Genomic DNA, 21,741 nt, shown 5'->3' on the forward strand with positions numbered 1-21,741 from the left:
TACAAACCACCGGCACCCGAAGCAGCCGTCTGGCCTCCACAAAATGGGCCAGCGTCAACACCAGCAGTGGCAAGCAGACCGATCATGCACTAACATTCCAAACGGATCACCTCGTGGGGGCAGGCCATGCCGGTGACCTCTGCGATCATGTCGCCGAGACGGTCGCTGGCTGAAAGATCGATCGGTTCGAACCCGACTTTCCGTGCGTGATCCAGACGTTCCTTGTTGAAGTCGCCGATCATGACGACCGCAGCTCCCAGAATGCGTGCGGATGCGGCGACGGCAAGACCGACTGGCCCCGCGCCCGCGACATAGACAATCGAGCCGACTCCGACGCCAGCCTTGACGGCACCGTGAAAACCGGTTGGCAAGATATCGGAAAGCATCGTCAGGTCGCGGATTTTTTCCATCGCCTGTTCGCGATCAGGAAATTTAAGCAGATTGAAATCCGCATAGGGAACCATGACATAGCGGGCCTGTCCGCCAATCCAGCCTCCCATATCGACATAACCATAGGCGCCGCCGGCACGCGATGGGTTGACCGTCAGGCAAACGCCAGTGTCCTGGGATTTACAGCAGCGGCAACGTCCGCAAGCGACATTGAATGGCACCGAGACGATGTCACCCACGTCGAGCATTTCAACATCGCTGCCCTTCTCTATAATTTCACCGGTAATTTCATGGCCAAGTACAAGACCGGGCATCGCAGTGGTGCGTCCCCGGACCATATGTTGATCTGAGCCGCAAATATTGGTGGAAATTACCTTCAGTATAACGGCGTGGTCCAGCTTCCTCCCATCCGGTGCCGCCAACACTGGGTCTTCAATATCGCGTACTTCGACTGTCCCGGGCCGCAAATAAACGACGCCACGGTTCTTGCTCATGTCTACCTCCTCCAGGTCGAACAACACTGACAGATTTCAAACAATGCAATGATCGATAGTTTCCGGGCATACGTTGGAACGCCCGTTTCTGGGAGGTTACAGACAGAACGCGTGTGGTTCAGTCCCAATCGCGACACGTCTCATTCAAATTGACCGTCAAAAGACTGGCTGCGGGCAGTCAGTAGGTAGCGGACTTTGCCTGCGCCGCATCTTCGTCGAAAATGAATGCAGGACCAATCACACGTACATTACGATCACTCATGGGAGCAAAAGACGTTGCCGAAATCGCGACCTCGTCATTGCGTGTCGGTCGCGTGTCCGGCATGGGCACGACCACGTTTTTGAATGCACGACTGCCTTTGCTATTGGCTCGCAATTCGCTGATCTTGTTGACATAACCAGCCCAATCGCACTTTTTGAAATCGCTGCCGCCTTGATAATTGTAGGCAGTTGGAAGCTCGATGTAGGACTTGCCGTTGGAAGCGGAAATCATGTCCGCTGTTTCGCCATTCGGATCGTTCAAAATATAAAGATCGACATTCTCTCCCTGACAGATAAAGCGGCATTGCGCCAATGTCTCCGTCACATTGTCGGATTTCTGGAACTGCGAATGCGGAGCCGGAAAAAGATAACCGTCCGACAAGCGCACGCAATAGGTCAAGGCGCCCTTCACACCGCTGGGAACCCACGGCTTGCCGGGCGTGGTGACCGAAGACGTTTTCGGCCGATCGAGTTTTACTTTTGCAGTTTGCGGTGCAGTCGGCTGTTCCGCACACGCCCTAGAAGAAAGCGAACTGGACGCGATTTGCCGCTGGATTTCAGCAATACGCTGGGCAAGATCACGACACGGATTGAAGAAACCTCCACGTTCGTCGCCCCCCTTGCAGCCACGGCTCCGCTCCATTGCGCGCAGGGCTGAAAGCTGGCGTTGCGTCATCAAATCCGCGGCACCGGCTGCTCGCGTGCAGGACGCGGCAGCCAATTGCGGATAACAAATCAGTCCAATCAAAAGCAGCAAGGCGAAAGATTTTGTCACAACAACACCGTTGAAACCCAAGACTTCTGACAATTATCCTGCCGACAAGAGGTGAAGCGGCCTTTCCATTTCCGAATTCCCGCGCTTGGGGTTCAGCACTTCATCCGGGTCCATTTCCGAGACCAGGGCGGCCAACGCCAATCGCAGATAAAGAGGCGCATCAGTCCGATCTATCGCCTTCAGGGCAACTCGCGAAATACCGAGAGAATGAGCCAGTTCCTGCTCGGATGTGTTCAGGGATGCACAGATTCTCGCGAGCTTTTCGTATGCACGTCTACCCATTGCCGTCGTTCCCTCCTCCAATTTTCTGGCGATCCGTTTCGGTCGCCATTGTTTTTCATCGTTCTGTTTCACCCCGAGACGGCCTTACCCTTAACCGGTGATCGCCCCCGACTTGACGAGGGCTGCAATTTGATCCGGAGCGAGCTTTGTGTCGGTCGAAATGAAGCCGTAAGTGCCCAGATTACGGTCACGCATCATCTCAACTATTGGTCATATCTTACCCGCAACAATAGAAGGACATTTTCTTACATTAAGCAACGTGAAATATCAGACAGAAAATGAAACTACTTCAACCAAACAAGGATAACCAAACAACCCTGCTCCATGTTCCAATATGGCATATACCGGTTTTGAGTATACCGACTCCTTGTATACTTTTTATGCTAAACGGTTGATTTCAATATCAAATATGTACGAATCCCCCTGAATAGGGGAATGCCCACACCCACAAATTTTACCATCTTTAATTGAAAACCAACAAAAAGATCAAATTTAAATTGCATGGATTTCAAACGAAACAAAGGTTAACTTTATCTGGAAGAATGGAGCCCCACTGCGCTTTCGGGTCGGGTGCAGTAGCAGCGCATGGATTGAATCAAAAAACTGGCGAAGAATCGACATCAGGTCGACGCAAGTGCGCGCGACCTTCTGCTCGCCAAGTCGGACGCAAACGGGGATGTGAGGCCCTAGAAGTCATCCCGGTGGCGAATGGACTGCAGATAGGCGTAGGCCGTGCCCAAAAGCACGGGGACGATTACCAAAGCGGTCCAGAATAGAATGTTGCTCATCTCTGCCCTCTCCCATAGTGCGTAGCGATGTGCGTTCTGCATCTCTGCAGGCACTATTCTAACACGGAAATGGTCGTCCTGTTTCAAATTCTTAATGGGAGGTTAATGCGCTTCCAGCATCCTGACGGGCAAATATCGTCACCAACCAGTCGATAAATACTCTGACCCGCGGAGAAAGCTGACGGTCACGGGGGTATATGACAGAGACTGGTGATGGAGTTGGAGGATAAGCAGTGAGTATCTGCACCAGTTTACCATCAACGATGTGCTTCATCGCATGATAGCGGGGAATCTGTATGATCCCCAGCCCCTCACAGGCAGCAGCGGTATAGCTTTCGGCGGCATTGACCGTGACCGACGCAGGGATCGTGACGGTTCGCAATTTTCCGTCGATCATGAATTCCAGCGGCATGCGCGTAATACTACCGCTCGCCCTGAAACCGATCATCCGGTGACCTTCGGCCAACTCATCGGGGTGTTGGGGGTGTCCAAATCGCGAGATATAAGAAGGGGACGCGACGGTGATCTCATCCAGCACCGTAACGCGCCGGGCAATCATGTCGCTGTCTTGCAGCGCACCAACGCGCAGAACGCAATCGATACCTTCCCGAACCAGATCGACGAACCGGTCTCCCTCGGTCATATAGAATTCGATCTCATTATATTTTTCCAGAAAGGCTGGCAGTTCGGGAAAAAGAAAATGACGGGCCAATGTTCCTTGAACTTCAACCCGAAGCAGGCCTTTGGGCGCAGCTCCGGAAAACCCGCCTTCGGCATCCTCCACATCAGCGAGGATTGCTGTGCAACGCTGATAATAGGCCTGACCGTCAAGCGTTGGATTGACGTGTCGGGTGGTGCGTAGAAACAGCTGCGTACCCAGTCGTCTTTCAAGCTGCTTGATCGCGTCGGTAACGGTCGAACGCGGAATTCCGAGATCTTCGGCAGCCAGGGTAAAACTGCGGCGTTCCAATACGCGGGTGAAGACCCGCATCGCGTCGAACCTGTCCATCCGATTGTTCGCTCTTCTCGGATAGTGATACCAAATAATGCCCGATTAAACGGCTAGAGAAAAGTGCGATCTTGTTGGTGCTTAACAAAACGGACCTAAGTGATCGGAGCACACAATGTCAGATATGAAAAACAGGGTTGCCATCGTCACCGGAGCATCGCGAGGCATCGGCGCCGCCATTGCCGAACGTCTGGGGCGCGATGGTTTTACGGTTATCGTCAACTATGCCGGCAACGCTGCGATGGCCAACGCCGTAGTGACCAGGATCGAGGCTACGGGTGGCGTCGCGCTATCAGCACAGGCCGATGTTGCCGATCCCGTCGCAGTAAAGAAAATGTTCGATGCCGCCGAAACCGCATTCGGAGGAGTTGACGTCCTCATCAATAATGCCGGTATCATGGCCCTATCACCTCTCGCTGCTACCGAAGATTTGGATTTCGACAAGACTGTATCGGTCAATCTAAAAGGGACATTCAATACTATGCGGGAGGCAGGCAGGCGTCTGCGCGACAATGGACGCATTATCAATTTTTCGACCAGTGTGGTTGGCCTGAAACTGGAAAATTACGATATTTACGCAGCGACCAAGGCCGCCGTCGAAACGCTGACGGCTATCATGGCCAAGGAAATGCGCGGTCGAAACATCACCGTCAATGCCGTCGCCCCCGGCCCCACCGCGACTGACCTCTTTTTGGATGGAAAATCCGAGGAAGTCGTTGCTCGCATGGCGAAGATGAGCCCGCTCGAACGGCTCGGCACACCGGAGGACATCGCAGGCGTAGTTGCGTTTCTCGCGGGACCCGACGGCGCTTGGGTGAACGGCCAGACCTTACGCGCCAATGGTGGGATCATCTGAAATACGGACATGCTCTGCGAGGCAGGTATCTCGCAGAACGTATTTCCCCTAAAACTATCCTAATAGTTGTAGATAATCCCTATTCGCCTTGACAGTTTGTCGCGGTGAGGCTTCACATGAGCCGGATTCTTTTCGCCTTTTCCAGATAAATTGGAATTGGCATCGGTCGTTGTGAGGGGATGCAAATGCTTATTGGTTACAACCGGCTTTTACGGGCCTTTGCAGTCGCAGCTTGCCTTTTGGCAGCTCCACACAGCACGCAAGCCGCCGAAAGTCGGCAGATAGAGATAACCAAAGACAGCGATTATTTCGGCTTCGACCTGCGAACGGAGAAAAATGTCTCCCTTGACCAGTGCAAAAGCATTTGTCTGGGCGACAACGCCTGCCTCGCCTTCACCTACAATCCGAAGGTCAAATGGTGCTTTCTGAAGTCTGATTTCAACAAGCTCAATCAGTCCGTTGGTTCCATCGCAGGCAAGGTTGTAACCCAATCCACAGCAGCCCGCGAAGTTGAAGATATTGGAGCTCCGCCAACTATCTCCTTTTTTGCCGCCAATCTGATTGACGAAGCCCGTCGCTTGAAGCGCGAACTGGCTGGTCTCGAAAGCCCCGACAGCCTTCGCTCGTTGAAGAGCGAAGGCGCGTCTGCGGCGTTGAATGGCGACCCTCGCACAGCGATGGAAAAGTTCCGCCTGGCTGTCAGCATGTCCCCCGATGAAAGCGAAATCTGGGCCGGATATGCGCTGTCGGCGCTTGCGACCGAGCCATCCAACGGGCAGGAACGTTCAAAATTCCAACGCGATGCGACGTCCGCCTCCTGGTTTGCCTACCAGACTTCGCGCACCAAGGAGGAGCGCGCGCAAGCGCTTGCCATCATGGCCCAGGCGCTCGAAAAGCGCGATGCATCGCGCCCGGCCTTGCAGGCCTATGAAGCAAGCCTTGATCTCGTCAATTCCGCATCCGTTCGTGCGGCCTATGAAGACCTGAAAGCCCGTAAAGGCTTCCGTATCGTCAACAACACGGTCGATAATGACAATGCCGCGCCGCGCATCTGCGCGCAGTTCTCCGAAGAACTGGTGAAAAGCGGAGTCGACTATTCGAGCTTCGTCACGCTCGACAATGGCGCACCGCAGGCAGTTGAAGCCAAGGATCGCCAGATTTGCGTCGAGGGACTGGAGCATGGCCGCAATTATACGGTGACGTTCCGCCAGGGTCTGCCGTCGACGGTCGGCGAAGTGCTGCCGGCGCCGGTCAATCTTTCGATCTATGTGCAGGACCGTGCCCCATCGGTGCGTTTTACCGGCGACAGCTTCGTGCTGCCTGCCAAGGCGCGCCGCGGCATTCCGTTGGTCAGCGTCAATCTGGATGCAGCCAAGGTCAAGCTCTACCGCGTCGGCGACCGTTCGCTCGCTCAGCTTCTTTCAGGTTATCAATTCCTGCGCCAGCTCGACAGCTACGACATCAGCACGGTATCCGACCAGTTGGGCGCACCCGTCTGGGAGGGCGAAATCGAGGTTGCAGGCAACCAGCTGAACAAGGAAGCCACAACCAGCTTCCCGGTTGATGAGGCGCTGCCCGAACGCAAGCCCGGCGTCTATGTACTGACTGCCGAGCCGCTGGTTCAGAAGCCCGATGATGCATATGGCACCAAGGCAACCCAGTGGTTCGTCGTCTCCGACATCGGCCTTTCGACCTATACCGGACAGGACGGCATCAATGTATTTGCCCGTTCGCTGGAAAGCGCAGAACCGCTTAAAGGCGTGAAGCTGACGCTGCTTGCACGCAACAATGAAGTGCTGGGCGAAGCGACCACCGACAGCGATGGCCGTGCGACGTTTACGCCTGGCCTGACACGCGGCATCAACGGCATGGTGCCAGCGGTTCTGATGGCCAGTCAGAATGACGACGATTTCACATTCCTCGATATGGCGCGCGCTGGTTTCGATCTTTCCGATCGTGGTGTGACTGGCCGTGCAGTGCCGAAAGCGCTTGATCTTTATGCATGGACGGAGCGCGGCATTTATCGCGCGGGCGAAGTCGTGCATGTGGGTGCGCTTGCGCGTGACGATACCGCAACGGCGATTGACGATCTGCCGCTCACCTTCATCTTCACGCGTCCCGATGGTGTGGAAGATCGCCGTCTTGTTTCCGACAGCAAGCTCGCGGGTGGTCATGCCATCGACCTGACCTTGCCGTCCAACGCCATGCGCGGCACCTGGAATGTTTCGGTCTATACCGATCCCAAACAGCCCGCCATCGCAACGCAGATGTTTCTGGTTGAAGATTTCGTGCCGGACCGGATCGAGTTCGATCTGACGTCCGACAAGCCGGAAATTGCAGTAGGCGAAGCCGCCAATATCACCGTAGATGGTCGTTTCCTCTATGGCGCTCCTGCCGCGGGCCTTGCACTCGAAGGCGAAGTCACGCTTTCGACCAAGCGCCAATGGGACCGCTTCAAGGGCTATTATTTCGGCCTCGCTGACGAAGAACAGGGCGAAGCCACGCGCCTTCCGCTCGATGGCCTGTCAAAAGTCGATGACAATGGCAAGGCGACTTTCCCGGTTGCGGTCGACGAAATGCCGTCAACGACGCGTCTCGTAAACGCGGCCGTGACAGTTCGTATGCGCGAAACCGGTGGTCGTGCTGTGGAACGCAAGATCGACATCGCCATTCAGCCGGAAACCGATCTCATCGGCATTCGCCCGAATTTCGCTGGCGATGAAGTCCCGCAGGTTGGAACCGCGAAGTTCAGCCTGATCGCCTCTGACAGCAAGGGTGATCGTAAGACACTTGACGGCGCGCAATGGTCGCTGGTCAAAATCGAGCGTAATTATCAGTGGTATCGCAATGGCAACAGCTGGAACTATGAGCCGGTCACCTTCACCAAGGCGATTGCCAACGGCAAGATCGATCTGAAAACCGATAGTGAGGCTGAAATCAGCCTGCCGGTCGATTGGGGTCGTTACCGTCTGGAAGTCGAAACTGCCGACGCCTCAGGCCCGGCTACGAGCTACGAATTCGATGCGGGCTGGTATGTAAGTTCGACCTCGACTGAAACACCGGATGGGCTCGAAATCGCACTCGACAAGGAACATTATGCGGCGGGTGACACTGCAGAACTGAAAGTTTCGCCTCGTTTTGCCGGTGAATTGCTCATCACCATCGGTGCAGAAAAGCTGCTCAAGACCATCACGGCCAGCGTTCCGGAAGGTGGCACGACCATCGATATTCCGGTCGGTGAGGATTGGGGTGCGGGCGCCTATGTTACGGCAACGCTGTTCCGTCCGGGCGAGGCCGCTGAAAGCCGCATGCCTGCGCGGGCGATTGGTCTTAAATGGCTGAAGGTCGATCCTGCCGACAAGCAGCTTGCGGTCAAGCTGACCCCGCCTGAAAAGATCGCTCCGCGTTCCACACTTTCCATTCCGGTTTCGGTTGAAAATGCGGGTGGCGAGCAGGCCTATGTCATGGTTGCGGCAGTCGATGTCGGCATTCTCAACCTGACACGCTACCAGCCGCCGAACCCTGAAAACTGGTTCTTCGGCCAGCGTCAGCTGGGTCTTGAAATGCGGGATATGTATGGCCGCCTGATCGATGGTTCGCTCGGCGTCACCGGCAAGCTGCGCACGGGTGGCGATGGTGGCAATATGGCAGCCGAAGGCAGCCCACCCACCGAAAAGCTGCTCGCGCTGTTCTCCGGTCCGGTTGAACTCGACAGCGATGGCAAGGCGACGATCAGCTTCGACGTACCGCAGTTCAACGGCACTGCGCGTGTCATGGCTGTCGCCTGGTCGAAGAAGGCCGTCGGTCACGCGGTTACCGATCTCATCATTCGCGATCCGGTGGTCATCACCGCTGGCCTTCCGCGCTTCATGGCTCCCGGCGATCAGGCAAATATCCGCTTCGATATTGCCAATACGGATGCGCCGGACGGCGATTATCGTGTGAGCCTCGAGACCACCGATAATCTCGGGGTTCAAGTTGGCTCCTATCCTGAAAGCATTGCGCTTAAAGGTGGCAAGCGGCAGTCGATCACCGTTCCGCTCAATGCTGTGGCCACGGGTGCCGGTGGTGTGACGATCCGGCTTTCCAACGATGCGGGTCTCAATGTTGAACAGGCTTTGGCATTGCCGGTGCGTCCGGTCGATCTGCCGGTCACGAGCCGCCATGTCGTCAATCTCGCAGCCAATGGCGGGAGCCTGAAGGTCGATGGTGGCCTTCTGTCGGAGAGCCTGCTTGACGGTGCCTTTGTCAGCGTCGGTGTCACGCGTAGCGCGGCCTTTGATGTCCCAGCCCTGTTGATGGCGCTCGACCGCTATCCTTATGGCTGCACAGAGCAGACCACCAGCCGTGCCCTCCCGCTGCTTTACTTGAGCGAAATGGCCGCAGGTACGGAAGCGGCAGCAGGTCTGGAAAGTCAGGAAGAACTGAAGAAGCGCGTCCAGGATTCCATCTTCCGCGTGCTGAACAACCAGTCTTCAAGCGGTTCGTTCGGCCTGTGGTCGCCGGGTTCGGGTGATCTCTGGATGGACGCCTATGTGACCGACTTCCTCACGCGTGCTCGTGAAAAGGGCTATGACGTGCCGCAGCAGGCAATGCTCTCTGCGCTCGCCAATCTGCAAAACGCTCTCGGCTATACAACCGACGTGAAAGAACGCGGTAACGACATTGCCTATGCGCTTTACGTTCTCGCGCGCAACAAGAAGGCATCCGTCGGCGATCTGCGTTATTATGCCGATACCCAGCTTGAAAACTTCGCTAGCCCCATGGCAGTCGCACAGCTTGGCGCCGCACTCGCCCTTTATGGTGATCAGCCGCGTTCCGAACGCGTCTTCGATGCGTCGCTCCAGCTTGCAACCAGCCAATCCAGTTTCGACTATAATCGCTCCGATTACGGTTCGCCGCTGCGTGACGGTGCTGCAATGCTTGCGCTTGCTTCGGAAGCCAAGCCTGCGCCGAAAGTGCTGCCGTCGCTCATCACACTGGTCGAGTTCCAGCGTGAAAAGGCGCGCTATCTCAGCACGCAGGATCAGGCATGGATGCTGCTTGCCGCACGCGGCCTGCAAGATGACAATGGCGCAATCAGCCTCGACATCAATGGCACAGTGCATCAAGGTGCATTCTCAGAACGCCTCAATGGTGCAACCCTGGAAGCGCAGCCGCTGATTGTTACGAACAAAGGACAAGGCTCGGTCGACGCAGTCGTGACCGCCGTTGCGCCGCCGGCCCAATCTCTTCCTGCGGGTGGCGAAGGTTTCAATATCGAGCGCACCTATTATACGCTTGACGGTGAACCAGCCAATGTCACCGGGGTCAACCAGAATGAGCGCTATGTGGTTGTACTGAAAATTGACGATTTGCAGGAATGGCAGTCGCGTCTGCTCGTGACAGACCTGCTGCCAGCTGGTTTCGAGATCGATAATCCGGGCCTCGTTTCCAGTGCCAATCTCGGCAATTTTCCATGGCTTGAAAGCACGCAGGCAGCGCATCTCGAATTCCGCAATGATCGCTTTGTGGCGGCTTTCGACCGCTCTGCAAGCACGAAGACGCCGATCACACTGGCTTATGTGGTGCGTGCGGTAACGCCGGGACTTTATACCCATCCGGCGGCCACGGTTGAGGACATGTATCGTCCGCAATTTGCAGCGCGCACGGCAACCGGCATGATGGAGGTGGCAGCGCCGTAAGCAATCCCAAAAGTGGGACCGGTTTTCGGACAAGATCATGGCTAGACATAAATCATGGCCAAAGAGATGAAAAGGCGATGGAAAATAGCCGTTAGCGGTGCCGTGTTCCTCTGCATCGCCGCTTTTGGAACCGTGGTCGGGCTGGACTGGCTCGACCGTGCCTATCCTCCGCCTTTGCCGGAACGGCTGACCATTTCCACCGAGGTCATGGATCGCGACGGCTCGCTGCTGCGCGCCTATGCGACGCCGGACGGATACTGGCGGCTTAACACCCGGATTGAGGACGTTGATCCGAAGTTCCTGAAAATGCTCATCGCTTATGAAGACAAGCGTTTTTACGATCATGGCGGCATTGATTTCCGGGCTCTTGCCCGGGCTGCGATGCAGCTTGCGGGCAGCGGCCGCATTGTATCCGGTGGATCGACGCTTTCCATGCAGCTTGCGCGCCTGATCGAGCCGCGCGAAAGCCGCAGCTTCGGTTCCAAATTCAGGCAGTTGGCCCGCGCTATCCAGATCGAACGGCGGCTGAGCAAATCCGAAATCCTCGAACGCTATCTGACACTCGCGCCCTATGGCGGCAATTTGGAAGGTGCGCGCTCGGCGTCATTAGCCTATTTCGGCAAGGAGCCCTTGCGCCTCACCATATCGGAAGCGGCTTTGCTCGTTGCCTTGCCGCAACTGCCTGAACGTCGCCGCCCGGATCGGGAGATGCATAATGCAGTTGCAGCACGTGATCGTGTATTGAAACGCATGGTTTCGGCGGACGTGTTTACGGAAGAGGAAGCTGACCGCGCATCGCGTGAGCGCATATCCGCTACTCGTCATCCCTTGCCTTCATTGGCCGCCCACTTTGCCGATCTGGCGCTGAAGCAGGCTCCCACCGAAGCACGCCATCATCTCACGCTCAAAAAATCCGTGCAGGCAGGACTGGAAGCCGTTGCGCGGGAAGCCGCAGCGAAACTTGGGCCAAACGTCTCGGTTGCCATGGTGCTGGCCGACAGCCGCAATGGCAATATTCTGGGCGAAGTCGGTTCGGCTGACTATTTCGATGGCAATCGGCAGGGCTGGATCGACATGACCCGCGCCGTGCGCTCCCCGGGCTCAACGCTTAAACCCTTCATTTATGGACTGGCTTTCGAGCAGGGACTGATTGCGCAGGAAACCATCATCGAAGACCGCCCGCAGGATTTCGCAGGCTATCGTCCGCGCAATTTCGATATGAGCTATCAGGGCGATGTCAGTATCCGTCAGGCGCTGCAAATGTCCCTCAATGTGCCGACTATCAGCCTGCTCGATGCGGTCGGCCCTGCACGGCTGACGACGCGCATTCGTCAGGCAGGTGTCAATCTGCAACTGCCTAAGGGCGAAGCGCCGGGACTTGCTATCGGCCTTGGCGGCGCGGGGATCAGCCTGCGGGATCTGGTGCAGCTTTATACCGGGCTTGCGAATGGGGGTCGCGGCACGGCCTTGCGTGATGGCACCGAAAGCTCGGAGCCTGTGCAGCCCTCCGCCCCCATTCTCACCGAGCAGGCGTCCTGGCAGATTGGCGATATTCTGGCCGGTGTCGTGCCGCCGCAAGGGGCGAAACGTTTAGGCATCGCTTACAAGACCGGCACATCCTATGGTTATCGCGATGCTTGGTCGGTCGGCTACGACGGCCGCTATGTACTGGGGGTCTGGGTCGGCCGTGCCGATGGCGGCTCGGTGCCGGGCCTTGCAGGCTATGTTTCGGCGGCGCCCATCCTGTTTGATGCCTTTGTGCGCTCAGGCATCGCTTCCGTACCGCTTCCGCGTGCGCCAGCCGGCGCGTTTCGCACTGCACGTGCCGATCTTCCGGTGACGCAAATACGCTTTTCATCGGCAAGCGATCCCCTGCCGGTTTTCAAAGCCTCGATTGAGCCTGCCCCGCGCATCGTGTTTCCGCCCGATGGCGCGCATGTGGAACTGAAAGCGCTGACGGACAATGCGTCACCCTTGGTGCTAAAATTGCAGGGCGGACGCGCACCATTTCGCTGGCTCGCCAATGGCAAGCCGATCGCCGAGATCGAACGGAGAAGGACGACAAACTGGCAACCGGACGGAACCGGATATTCGACACTGACCGTAGTCGATGCAGCGGGGCGGGCCGCTAGCGTCAATATTTTTGTTGAATAACGACCTACTGGGCGGCTTCTGATAGCACTGGGTTCACCGGAGCCTGCTTCTCAAGCGACATGACTTTTAAATTGCCGGAAAACAGGATGCCGGTGATCGGAAGTACCGGTTGCTCGGGCTGTTCCTCATGGTGCGTGCTGTCTTTCGGAACATGCAGCTTATGTTCAACGCCCTCTTCAGCACCCGACAGGGTGAGCGCAACATTCCCCCGTGCTTCCAGCAGTTTCGCGCCGTAAAGAAACTCGAAGCTCAGCATCGAAACGAGGAATTTGTAGGTTCCGTCGCGAACGCCCCCCTTCATCATGGCAGCACGATGAACCTCCCCGCCCGTCACTACATCAAGCGGCGGAATGCGGGGATCGCAGACGTAACCCAACGCAAGCAGTTGTCCGCCCTCAACCTCGAAGCGCATTTTATCCGCGCCAAGATCGAGTGCTGAGATCGAGAAACGGCGATTGCTGTATCGAACCGGAACACGCCCCAGCCGCTTGCACAATTGCTCGCCGCTCAAGGCGCGCGCATTCGCGAAATGGTCTGGATCGATGGCGAATGGCAGTGCTTTTGCGCGATGCGGAACAGAAAGGGCCGGTTCAAGAACATCCGCAATCAAATTCGCAACGATAGTCGTCGAAACCGGTCGCGCATAATGGCCCTGATCGAGATAGAACGCCGGATTACCCACGACATCGCGGCCATATTGCTGCATCAGCATTCGGGAGACATCGACCGAGATCGTTCCATACCATTGCGAAATATAATTGATGCCCGCATCGATCGACGGAACTGAATTCAGAAACGAGCCATTGCGAGCGCCGAATACAAGCGTTGCAACCCGTAAATTCGGATTGCGGTCAAGCGCGTAGCGAATGATCCCTTCATAAAACCGGGCCCAATGGCGGAATGGCCGCCGCTCATCCCCATAAACAAAGGCATCGTTGATCGCATATTCAATCAACAGCAATTCGCAATCTTCAAGCTGTTCGAACTGCTTGAGTTGATAAAGGCCGAGCGCACTCGTCGTGCCCCCCACCGCGAGATCGGCGACAATATCAAGTTCCACACCGCGCCGCGCCATCGTTGACAGAAGTGTGGGCAGATAGCCGGGAAGCATGACGGTGTTCGAACCGCCGATAATTACAGTCTTGAGTTTCATTTCGTCACCGTTGCAGCTTTACCGGCTGACGTCAGCGCACCGCAACGCCACACACCGTAAGTGCTTGCATCCCAATCAAAATAATAAGCAGCGGCGATCTGGCCGCTATCCATCATCTGTCGAAAGCGGTCGCGCGTCTTTTCGACCAGTTGCTCGCGATTATTGTCATTGGCTGGACAGGCTTTTGAAGTATTGGCAAAACCCCATTCTGTGACCCAGCAAGGCTTGCCGTCCACACCACCGCAAAAAGAAAGCGCATTGTGGATGTGTTTTGCGCGAGCAGCGCGCGTCCCGCTGCTGCCGGGATAGATATGAATACCATAGCCGTCAGCAACGTCGTCCAGACCATATTTCTTCAAAAGATCGGTAAAGGCCGCAGGTTCGACAGTGTCTATCCCGCGCCGGTCCGCATCGATGAAAGGGATATCGGACAGACCCGCAGATACGACCTTTGCCTTGGCGCTGTGCCTGGTTTTCGCTAATTCCGCCCGCACGATGCGCAAAAGTTCGACGTATTTTTCCGCCCCCCTTTCGACCAGAGGAAGCTCCTCCATCTCGGTCAAAGAGCGCGCGGTCTTCATCTTCTCCTTGGGCAGAATGGCGAGATCGCCATTATAGGCACCCCAGTTGATCTCGTTTCCGGGTTCAACCGCCACAAGAGGAATCCCCAGGGCATCGATCTTCTGCAAGGCATCCGCCATCGCGTTCCGGAACCGCTCAGGAGATATGTCGGAAAGCCGATACATGTCCCATATACGCCCGCGCCCCGACCGGGGTTTTGTTCCTTCCGGATAAAAATCCGCATTGTTGAGCGAGATTTCGAGCAGGATCGCCAGCCCCTTCTCGTGAGCAAGGCGTGCGGCATCGATGCTTTGATCGAGCGGTCGGGTGAGCGACAGCCGAACCGCCACTACCCCGTTTTCCACCATCTGATGGAATATCTGCTCGCGCTCGGCTGGCTTGAGCCAGGCCATATTCACCCGGTTGACCCCAAAGCGCGAATCGGCAAGAGCGCTCTGGGATTGAGCGGCCAACAACATGCCGCCCAAAAGCGCCACCGCTGCCGCCATTCCGCCCCCGATGCTCTTGCAGGTTTTCATCATCGGATACCGATATCCTTCAGCGCACCGTTGAAATTGGCTTCGCATTCCGAATAACGGTTGATGGCCGCAGGCACGTCGATCTTGGAAAGGAAGTCGCGCAGGTAGGCTTTCTTCTGCGGCTCGCGGTTCCAGACGCTCGCTTCGATATGCGGAAAACCGACAAAGCCCAGCATCTCGCGCATGCGGTCATCGACTGCGATCATCAGGCCCGGAATACCCGACTGCATGCCGATGATCGTGCCATGGAATCTGCGGCTCAGTCCGAAATCCTGGCTGGAGATCCAACTGCGCCATTTGTGCGTGTCGAAGAACACCAGCAGCTCGTTCTTGCGCTGCCATTTTTCCATATGCTTGTAATCGACGGGCGCAGTGATGCGGCTTGCCGCCTGATCATAGGCTTCGGCATGGTCTTCGCCTGCCATGTTCATGTTGTAGACGATCACCTCGTCCTGAATGACATAGCTTGCAACGCTATCCTTTTCGAGCAGCGCGTGGGCGTCCACAATCGTATCGGCAACGCTGCCGAGATAACCGCCAAAGGAGATTTTCTGCGCATCGGCAAGTGTTGGATCGGCAAGGCGGCTCAGCGAGCGTTTCATCTGTTCCGGCGCATAATAAAGCGAGGGACAGCCGGTCGGGCGGACATATTTCATGCCCGCATCTTTCAAAAACTCCTCGGTGAAATGCCCGCGCGTGAGGAAGAAGCTTTCCTTGCGGCGCAGAATTTCGAGGAAACGACGCGTGCCTTCCGGCAACTCTGCCTTCAGGTTTTCCTTCTTTTGAATGCCGATGCCCATGACCACGATTGGCATGTTCAGCTTTTCAAAGACGAAGGATTCCGTCGTCGCTGCATAGCCGGGTCGCAAAAGATTGGCGGAGGCAAACAGGCACAGGTCGAAATTCTCATTGAGTTCTGCATAGGTGTCCGGCGAATTAAGGCTGTTGGCCAGATGCCAGAACGGAACGTAGGTCACATCGTGGCCGCGCACTGCGTTGGCCGCGCCCTCACCGATGAGATAATTGCCCGTATTGGCAATCTTCTTGACCTGATCGATCACATCCTTCTTGGTGCGGATGGGCTCGAAATAGGGGCGATGCTTCACTCTTGCCCCGGAAACGCTTTCGACGGTCCGCATCAGATATGACGGGATGCCGGTGATCATTATGCGCATGGTGATCCATCTTCGCTGGAATTAAGGAAACTGGTGAAGAGTGCCTGAGATCAGCCGATGCCGATTTCTGAAAGCACGCTCCGGAAATTGCGTTCTCGCGCCGAGTAAGTTTCGATGACTTCGGGAATGTTCATCGAAGCGATGTGGTCGCTGACGAAAGCCCGCCTGTCGTTGGCGGCGTTGAGATCGCGGGCATCTATCTTCGGCAGGCCGGAGAAATTCAGCATCTCGCGCATACGGTCATCGACAGCGACCATCAGGCTCGGCACGCCCGCCTGCATGGAGATGATATTGCCGTGGAAACGGCGACCGAAAGAAAAGTCCATGGCCGAGCACCAGGCGCGCCATTGATTGGTATCGAGGAAGGCGTGAACACTGACCTTCTTTTTCAGATCGCCCGAGCCCTTATAGGTCAACGGGCCGACAAGTTCGCCCGTGGTGGAGTCATAGGCGCGGCCATTCGCATCCGATTCAAGCTGCATGTCGAAATGCAAGAGCTCATCCTGAACCACATAAGCCGAACGCCCGTCATCCGAACCGAGCGCGTTCATATCGCCGATGGTTTCGAGTTCCGCTCCCATATAGCCGGTGAAGACGGTACGGCCCTCACCCACCTTCACCTCTGGCAGGCGACTGATCGCTTTGCGCATATTGTCCGGACGGAAATAAAGCGACGGACAACCGACCGGGCGGACATAGGAAAAGCCCTGATCGCGGAGATAGCCGGCTGCATTTTCGCCCCGCGTGAGAAAATAGTGTTCGCGGCTTTTCAGCACTTCCAAAAGCTTCTTCGTACCCGCTGGCAGGCCGTCCTCGCCTTCAATGTCGGGGCGGTTCTGGATGCCGATGCCGAGCATTACGACAGGCATATCCAGTTTCGACAGAACAAGCGCTTCTGCATCCGCCGACAAGCCCTTGCGGAGAAGGTTTGCGCAGGTAAAGACGCAGATATCGAACTCCTTGTTGACCTCCTCAAGCCCCGTTCCGTTGTTCACGCAATTGTAGAGGTGCCAGAACGGAATGTGCCTGGCAGATGGCAGAAGCGCTGTCATCGCACCTTCGCCGATCAGATAATTGCCGGTATTGCTGATGTTCTTCAGCTCCTGGATAAAACTATCGCGGGCTTCGGAATCCCGCTGCTTTTCCGAATAATAGACCTGCGCCTTATCCGCACGCTGGATGAGGCGGGTCAGATGGCTCGGAATGCCCGTGACGAGGATTCTTGGGTTGGTTGGGCGGCTCATAAGTCGACCTTTCTGGTATAATCAGGCAACTGCACGACCGGGGAGAACGGCGGTCGCGCTGGCATCGTCTGCAACATCCGGCTGGGAAGACCGGGATTTCGGATAAACGGGGCTTATTTCGTTCGCCCAATCGGTAAATTCGGAGAACGCCGAGCTCCATGTGCGATGTGCTGCGGAAGCGAGAGCGCCTTCGGCGGTCCGCATCAAGGCTTCGCGATCCTGTGCAAGGATCGTCAGAATGCGCGTCATGTCTGAGACGATCTGCGCATCGTTGCCATTGCGGATGAGAATGCCATCGCGTCCGTGATTGATAAGCTCATCGACGGCGCCGACCGCCGTGGCGACCGGCACGCAGCCGAGTTGCTGCGCTTCGGCGATCATCAGCGGCGCGCCTTCCCAGCGCGACGGCATCAGGAGAACATCGGCCCAGGCCAGATGGTTGGCAATGTCCTTGCCGTCGAAAACCGGCGGCGAGACTTTCACGCCCGCATCCTTCAAACGTGTCATCCACGATGCGCTCGGATCGTCGGAGAGAATTTCGCCGCCGATGGCCTGCGCTTCAAAAGGAATGCCCTGCTCTTTCAGCTTGACGATTGCATCATGCAAACGGTCGATACCCTTCTGGCGGTCGAGGCGTCCCATGTAAAGGATACGCATGGGCTCGCCCTTGCGCCCCTGCTTGCGCGCGGCGGTGACTTGCGCCCGCTGTTTTGTATCGATTGAAAAACTGGCCCCGTTTGGCACCGAAAACACTTTTTCATACGGCACGCCAAAGCTGTGCAGATAAATTTTCAATTGATCCGAACACGTGAGAAAAGCGTCATAGGCATGTTCGAAGGCGATCGCCGCATAGGGTTGACCTGCCTGACGGCGGAAGACTGTTTCGTCCACCACATGCAGATAGCAGGCGGTGCGGGTGCCTTCCGAGCGAAGCTTACCCATCAGGGGATGAGCGGCCATGACGTGGTTGTTCACGACAAGATCGAAACCGGAAAGCTGGCCGCGCAGGATACTCCAGTCGAGCGGATGATCTTCAGTGATAAAATCCTGACCGAGGAAGCGGTTTGTGTCTCCCCAGGCGGGAATGCCATCCTTCCAGAAATGCAGGTAATCGAAGGACTGGTCGAACTCATCGAGCACGTCCATCCGCTCATTGCCGAGCACGAAGAGATGGGTTTCAAACCCCTGGTTCTTCAGCTCCCGCCCGGCGGCATAAGCGACCTTTTCCGCCCCGCCGAAAGAAGCATTCGGCACCAGAACGGCCGCGGTCTTTTTCCTTGCGGGGTTATGCGCAAGCGGCAAAACTGGTCCGCCGCCAAGTTCATTGCGCAGCACCTGATACATTTCGGAAAGAGCCGGTAGACGGCGCGGACGCCACGTCCAGCGTGTGGCCGCACTCTGCTTCAGCGGGCTTGTTGCAATCGACGTCACCAGATTGAGCATTGATTGTTCTGGCCGTGAGAGAGCGCGGCGCTGGCGAACACGCGGGAACGGAAAGCGCACCTTCATGCGCGCCGAGGTAGGCCATAGTTGCTGCGTACCCAACGAAGCGAACCAATCGAGCGCATCGTTTTCAATGATTTCCTTTATGAGCCGGGTCGAAACGAAAATCAGGTCGGCATGTGGCTGCCGCGTACCCGACGGCATGATTTCGGTGTCGATGCGCCGCTCGTCCTCGACATTGGTGAGTTCCACAAAGACGATGTTGGCCTGTTCCGCCAGCTTCTCAAGCCGCGACAGGATATTCGGCAACAGGCGCGAACGCGCCAGAAGTTTCAGCGTCTCTGTGTTGGACGAGGCAAGAAACGGCGGGAAATGGAAATTATCCGGCTCGGACACACTGCCCCAGAAGGCACGGATCGCATCATCGAACTTGAGATCGGCAGTGCCAAGGCTGAGATCGGTGAAAAGGCTGACCGTCCCCTCGCCTGCGCGGATCACGCCATAACGCGGGCACTCCTCATGCTCGAAACCTACGAGCGTCGGACGGCGAAACAGCGCCTTGTGCCGCTTGCGCAGAAAGTTGATCGAGCCTGAGCGGTCGCGATTGGCTTCCTTGAAACGGCTTTCCGCACGTAAGCGATATTCAAAGCCGGTATCGTGGCATGGCGTCCCGACAAACCCCGCCTCGATCGCCGAAAGCCAGAACTCCCAGTCTTCAAAACCATTCTGGCGATCATCATCAAAACGGACACCGCTACGGAAAACATCCGCAGAAATCATCGATCCCGTATCGCAGATATTGTCAGTGATGCAGTGGATCAGGCGCGAATAGCTGTTGCCATAATGTGCGCGCCAATTGACCGAGAAAGTGTCGATATTGGTGTAGACCCATCCAGCGTTCGACGCCAGTAGCTGACGATAGAGCGTATCGATGGTGTGCGGCTGCACGCGGTTGTCTGCATCGACAAAATATACCGCCTTCACGTCAGGCATTTCTTCAAGAATATAGTCGACGGCGCGATTACGTGCGCCGCCCGGACCGGCGTTTTCGCCAAAGATGATATGGATGTTGGAATGCGCCGCCGCATAGAGCGTCAGGCTGTCGAATACTTCGCGGCGCGGATCGCCATCCACCGACACCACGATCTGGGTACGGAAAACCGTTTCTGATGCAAGAATGGTTTCCAGTGCTTCAAGCGCCAGCGCCGCGTGGCCGTAAAGCGGCATGGCAACGACGATCAAATCCTTGGACCTATCGTACATTCGCGGCCTCTTTGGCTAATTCCTGAGCGGGCCGGGCCTCAATGTGCTTGACCAGCCGGAAGTTGAAGACCTTGAGCCAGGAAAAATCGACGGAATCGGCAGCGGCCTTGCTAAGCACAACGAGATCCATCGTCCGGTCGACCGGTCCCTCAAGCATGAAATTGATATCGATGGGGCGATTGGGCGCGACCTCCGACCAACCGCTGAACAAAACCTGCTGGCGTCGTCGATCAAGATTGGAAATCGCGTCGATTTCCTCCTTCACGTCTGATGCCAGATTGACCAGCAACAGACCGACGGCACAGGGTTTGCCCTCCGGATGGTCAATCACAGCCCGCGCGGACACGCGGACCGTACCCGGAGCAACCACACGGCGAATGGCAGCCGCAGTGACGCCCTCCTCGAGCGGATGGCAGCCGATGGCATCTTCATGTTCCAGAAAACGCACAGTCGGAAAGTCCGGACTAATGGACGTAACGGACACGTTGGCCACGTTGCGCAGCAATTCGACCGGCAGACGGTAGTCGTCAACCTTTCGGCCATTGATCAACGCAGTCGGCACGATGGCGTTCGGCAACGATGCTGGGCGCACACCCGGCAAGCCGGTGAAAATCCTCAATGCCAGCGGGCGCATGTCGAGATCGGCGTGCGGAATACGGGCACGCGCCGCATAGCGCTCGTTGGCGATCACATTGCCCAGCGACAGTTCCGGTGGCACACCGCCCGAGGCGGAGATGCGCAGCCGGAGCGTCCGATGGCTGCCGTCGCATGCCTTGGGAAGCGAGAAGAAATTCCATTCCGACTGCAGCGCGCTGTAGGGCACCAGCCACTCGGCAATTCCCTCGCCATTTTCCAGATAGTCCAGCGTTACGATCAGCTGGCCGTTGCGATTGGCCGGCAGATCGCGGAAATGGAGGGCGAAACCGGAAACGGCATAGCTCGAAACAGGAAAAAGCTGTTCGATCTCCGATTCGCGCAGCAGGCGCGCAAACCCCTCATCCTTTGGATCGACCAGAGGAGCATGACTGAAAATCTCTGTCGAAGAATCCCAGTTGCGGGCGTGGAATGCGTCTTCAATCGCCCGATAATTCTCAAACATGGTCTCGCGCTCGCGGCGCAGCATGGCGAGCTCGGTGTGAACCTTGCTGACATGGCCGACAAGGCGATCCAGGCTGCTCTCAAGCAACTGCGTAACCAGCAGCGGAGCTGTTTCGGGGGACGCTTCATCGACCCGCACAACGGGTAGTTCCGGAATGGTGCTCAGACGATAAATCTGCTGCAGAACCATTTTGAGTTCGTTCTCGCCCTCTTGCGAGGCGGCGACAGCAATGAGCGGAAATGTATTCGCCAGACGAAGGCGTTTTCCGTCTCCTTCGACAAAAGTGGTCAGCTCGCCCAGAGACGTCGCTTCCAGCGCTTCACGATCACGCATCGAAGCAATGGCATATCGGCGGGATTTCCGCGCCGAGATCGCAGGAAGTGGTGTGCTCAACATAATCATCCATTGTGTGATGGCCGACTTGGGAGTCTCGGCCTGCACTTGCAATGAGAAAATACAGTCTATGTATTGTCAACAGTCTTATAGCATCAACTATATGATAATATTACGAATATTTGGAACGAGTTTAATTCAAAATTTGAAACAATGTTCATATATATTACAATAACAG

General features: G+C 56.5%; 12 protein-coding genes and 1 pseudogene. 3 read left to right on the forward strand and 10 right to left on the reverse strand.

All coding sequences use genetic code 11. The annotated features are described in order from the left end of the window. Nucleotides 1-128: 128 nt before the first annotated feature. From ABWW28_RS00005 to ABWW28_RS00020, 4 genes and pseudogenes are all read right to left on the reverse strand, one after another. A pseudogene (locus ABWW28_RS00005) lies at nucleotides 129-884 on the reverse strand (alcohol dehydrogenase catalytic domain-containing protein); the annotation flags it as partial. A gap of 178 nt (nucleotides 885-1,062) precedes the next feature. After that, complete coding sequence (locus ABWW28_RS00010; RefSeq protein WP_176588031.1) at nucleotides 1,063-1,941, reverse strand: DUF2865 domain-containing protein; 879 nt, start codon at nucleotides 1,939-1,941, stop codon at nucleotides 1,063-1,065. A gap of 12 nt (nucleotides 1,942-1,953) precedes the next feature. Continuing rightward, on the reverse strand, nucleotides 1,954-2,274 hold the full coding sequence (locus ABWW28_RS00015) for a hypothetical protein (RefSeq protein WP_006468708.1): 321 nt from the start codon (nucleotides 2,272-2,274) through the stop codon (nucleotides 1,954-1,956). Between the two features lie 807 nt (nucleotides 2,275-3,081). Next, entirely contained in the window at nucleotides 3,082-3,999 is a 918-nt protein-coding gene (locus tag ABWW28_RS00020; protein WP_176587874.1) for a LysR family transcriptional regulator, read from the reverse strand. A gap of 115 nt (nucleotides 4,000-4,114) precedes the next feature. On the opposite strand from ABWW28_RS00020, the gene ABWW28_RS00025 reads away from it, so the two are divergent. From ABWW28_RS00025 to pbpC, 3 genes are all read left to right on the forward strand, one after another. Then, a complete protein-coding gene (locus ABWW28_RS00025; protein ID WP_176587875.1) occupies nucleotides 4,115-4,855 on the forward strand; it encodes an SDR family oxidoreductase in 741 nt (246 codons plus the stop codon). A gap of 179 nt (nucleotides 4,856-5,034) precedes the next feature. After that, nucleotides 5,035-10,539 (forward strand): alpha-2-macroglobulin family protein, encoded by a 5,505-nt coding sequence (locus ABWW28_RS00030; RefSeq protein ID WP_176587876.1) that lies wholly within the window; start codon nucleotides 5,035-5,037, stop codon nucleotides 10,537-10,539. 54 nt (nucleotides 10,540-10,593) lie between these two features. Beyond that, the gene (gene pbpC, locus ABWW28_RS00035; RefSeq protein WP_176587877.1) at nucleotides 10,594-12,693 is read left to right on the forward strand and encodes a penicillin-binding protein 1C; all 2,100 of its coding nucleotides are present in this window, start codon (nucleotides 10,594-10,596) and stop codon (nucleotides 12,691-12,693) included. A 4-nt stretch (nucleotides 12,694-12,697) separates the two neighbouring features. On the opposite strand, the gene ABWW28_RS00040 is transcribed toward pbpC, so the two are convergent. From ABWW28_RS00040 to ABWW28_RS00065, 6 genes are read right to left on the reverse strand one after another with little or no spacing between them, the layout of a single operon-like run. Beyond that, on the reverse strand, nucleotides 12,698-13,846 hold the full coding sequence (locus ABWW28_RS00040) for an SGNH/GDSL hydrolase family protein (protein WP_176587878.1): 1,149 nt from the start codon (nucleotides 13,844-13,846) through the stop codon (nucleotides 12,698-12,700). Next, nucleotides 13,843-14,949 carry a glycoside hydrolase gene (locus ABWW28_RS00045; protein ID WP_176587879.1) on the reverse strand — a complete coding sequence of 369 codons (1,107 nt, stop codon included), beginning with the start codon at nucleotides 14,947-14,949 and terminating at the stop codon, nucleotides 13,843-13,845. The genes ABWW28_RS00040 and ABWW28_RS00045 overlap by 4 nt, the downstream gene beginning before the upstream one ends. Next, the gene (locus tag ABWW28_RS00050) at nucleotides 14,946-16,121 is read right to left on the reverse strand and encodes a polysaccharide pyruvyl transferase family protein (RefSeq protein WP_176587880.1); all 1,176 of its coding nucleotides are present in this window, start codon (nucleotides 16,119-16,121) and stop codon (nucleotides 14,946-14,948) included. Before ABWW28_RS00050 ends, ABWW28_RS00045 begins: the two co-directional genes overlap by 4 nt. A gap of 50 nt (nucleotides 16,122-16,171) precedes the next feature. Beyond that, complete coding sequence (locus ABWW28_RS00055; RefSeq protein WP_176587881.1) at nucleotides 16,172-17,365, reverse strand: polysaccharide pyruvyl transferase family protein; 1,194 nt, start codon at nucleotides 17,363-17,365, stop codon at nucleotides 16,172-16,174. Between the two features lie 21 nt (nucleotides 17,366-17,386). After that, a complete protein-coding gene (locus tag ABWW28_RS00060; RefSeq protein ID WP_176587882.1) occupies nucleotides 17,387-20,071 on the reverse strand; it encodes a glycosyltransferase in 2,685 nt (894 codons plus the stop codon). Then, nucleotides 20,061-21,566 (reverse strand): DUF6212 domain-containing protein, encoded by a 1,506-nt coding sequence (locus tag ABWW28_RS00065; RefSeq protein WP_176587883.1) that lies wholly within the window; start codon nucleotides 21,564-21,566, stop codon nucleotides 20,061-20,063. The genes ABWW28_RS00060 and ABWW28_RS00065 overlap by 11 nt, the downstream gene beginning before the upstream one ends. Between the last annotated feature and the right edge of the window lie 175 nt (nucleotides 21,567-21,741).

This window comes from Brucella sp. NBRC 14130 (genome assembly GCF_040371715.1).
GTDB classification, from domain to species: Bacteria; Pseudomonadota; Alphaproteobacteria; order Rhizobiales; family Rhizobiaceae; genus Brucella; species Brucella intermedia.

Excerpts from the sequence above, each read along its gene's own strand:
- ABWW28_RS00055 (WP_176587881.1), bottom strand. The coding sequence starts at position 17,365 with ATGAGCCGCCCAACCAACCCAAGAATCCTCGTCACGGGCATTCCGAGC.
- ABWW28_RS00040 (WP_176587878.1), bottom strand. The coding sequence starts at position 13,846 with ATGAAACTCAAGACTGTAATTATCGGCGGTTCGAACACCGTCATGCTT.
- ABWW28_RS00025 (WP_176587875.1), top strand. The coding sequence starts at position 4,115 with ATGTCAGATATGAAAAACAGGGTTGCCATCGTCACCGGAGCATCGCGA.
- ABWW28_RS00050 (WP_176587880.1), bottom strand. The coding sequence starts at position 16,121 with ATGCGCATAATGATCACCGGCATCCCGTCATATCTGATGCGGACCGTC.
- ABWW28_RS00045 (WP_176587879.1), bottom strand. The coding sequence starts at position 14,949 with ATGATGAAAACCTGCAAGAGCATCGGGGGCGGAATGGCGGCAGCGGTG.
- ABWW28_RS00030 (WP_176587876.1), top strand. The coding sequence starts at position 5,035 with ATGCAAATGCTTATTGGTTACAACCGGCTTTTACGGGCCTTTGCAGTC.
- ABWW28_RS00060 (WP_176587882.1), bottom strand. The coding sequence starts at position 20,071 with ATGTACGATAGGTCCAAGGATTTGATCGTCGTTGCCATGCCGCTTTAC.
- pbpC (WP_176587877.1), top strand. The coding sequence starts at position 10,594 with ATGGCCAAAGAGATGAAAAGGCGATGGAAAATAGCCGTTAGCGGTGCC.
- ABWW28_RS00065 (WP_176587883.1), bottom strand. The coding sequence starts at position 21,566 with ATGTTGAGCACACCACTTCCTGCGATCTCGGCGCGGAAATCCCGCCGA.
- ABWW28_RS00020 (WP_176587874.1), bottom strand. The coding sequence starts at position 3,999 with ATGGACAGGTTCGACGCGATGCGGGTCTTCACCCGCGTATTGGAACGC.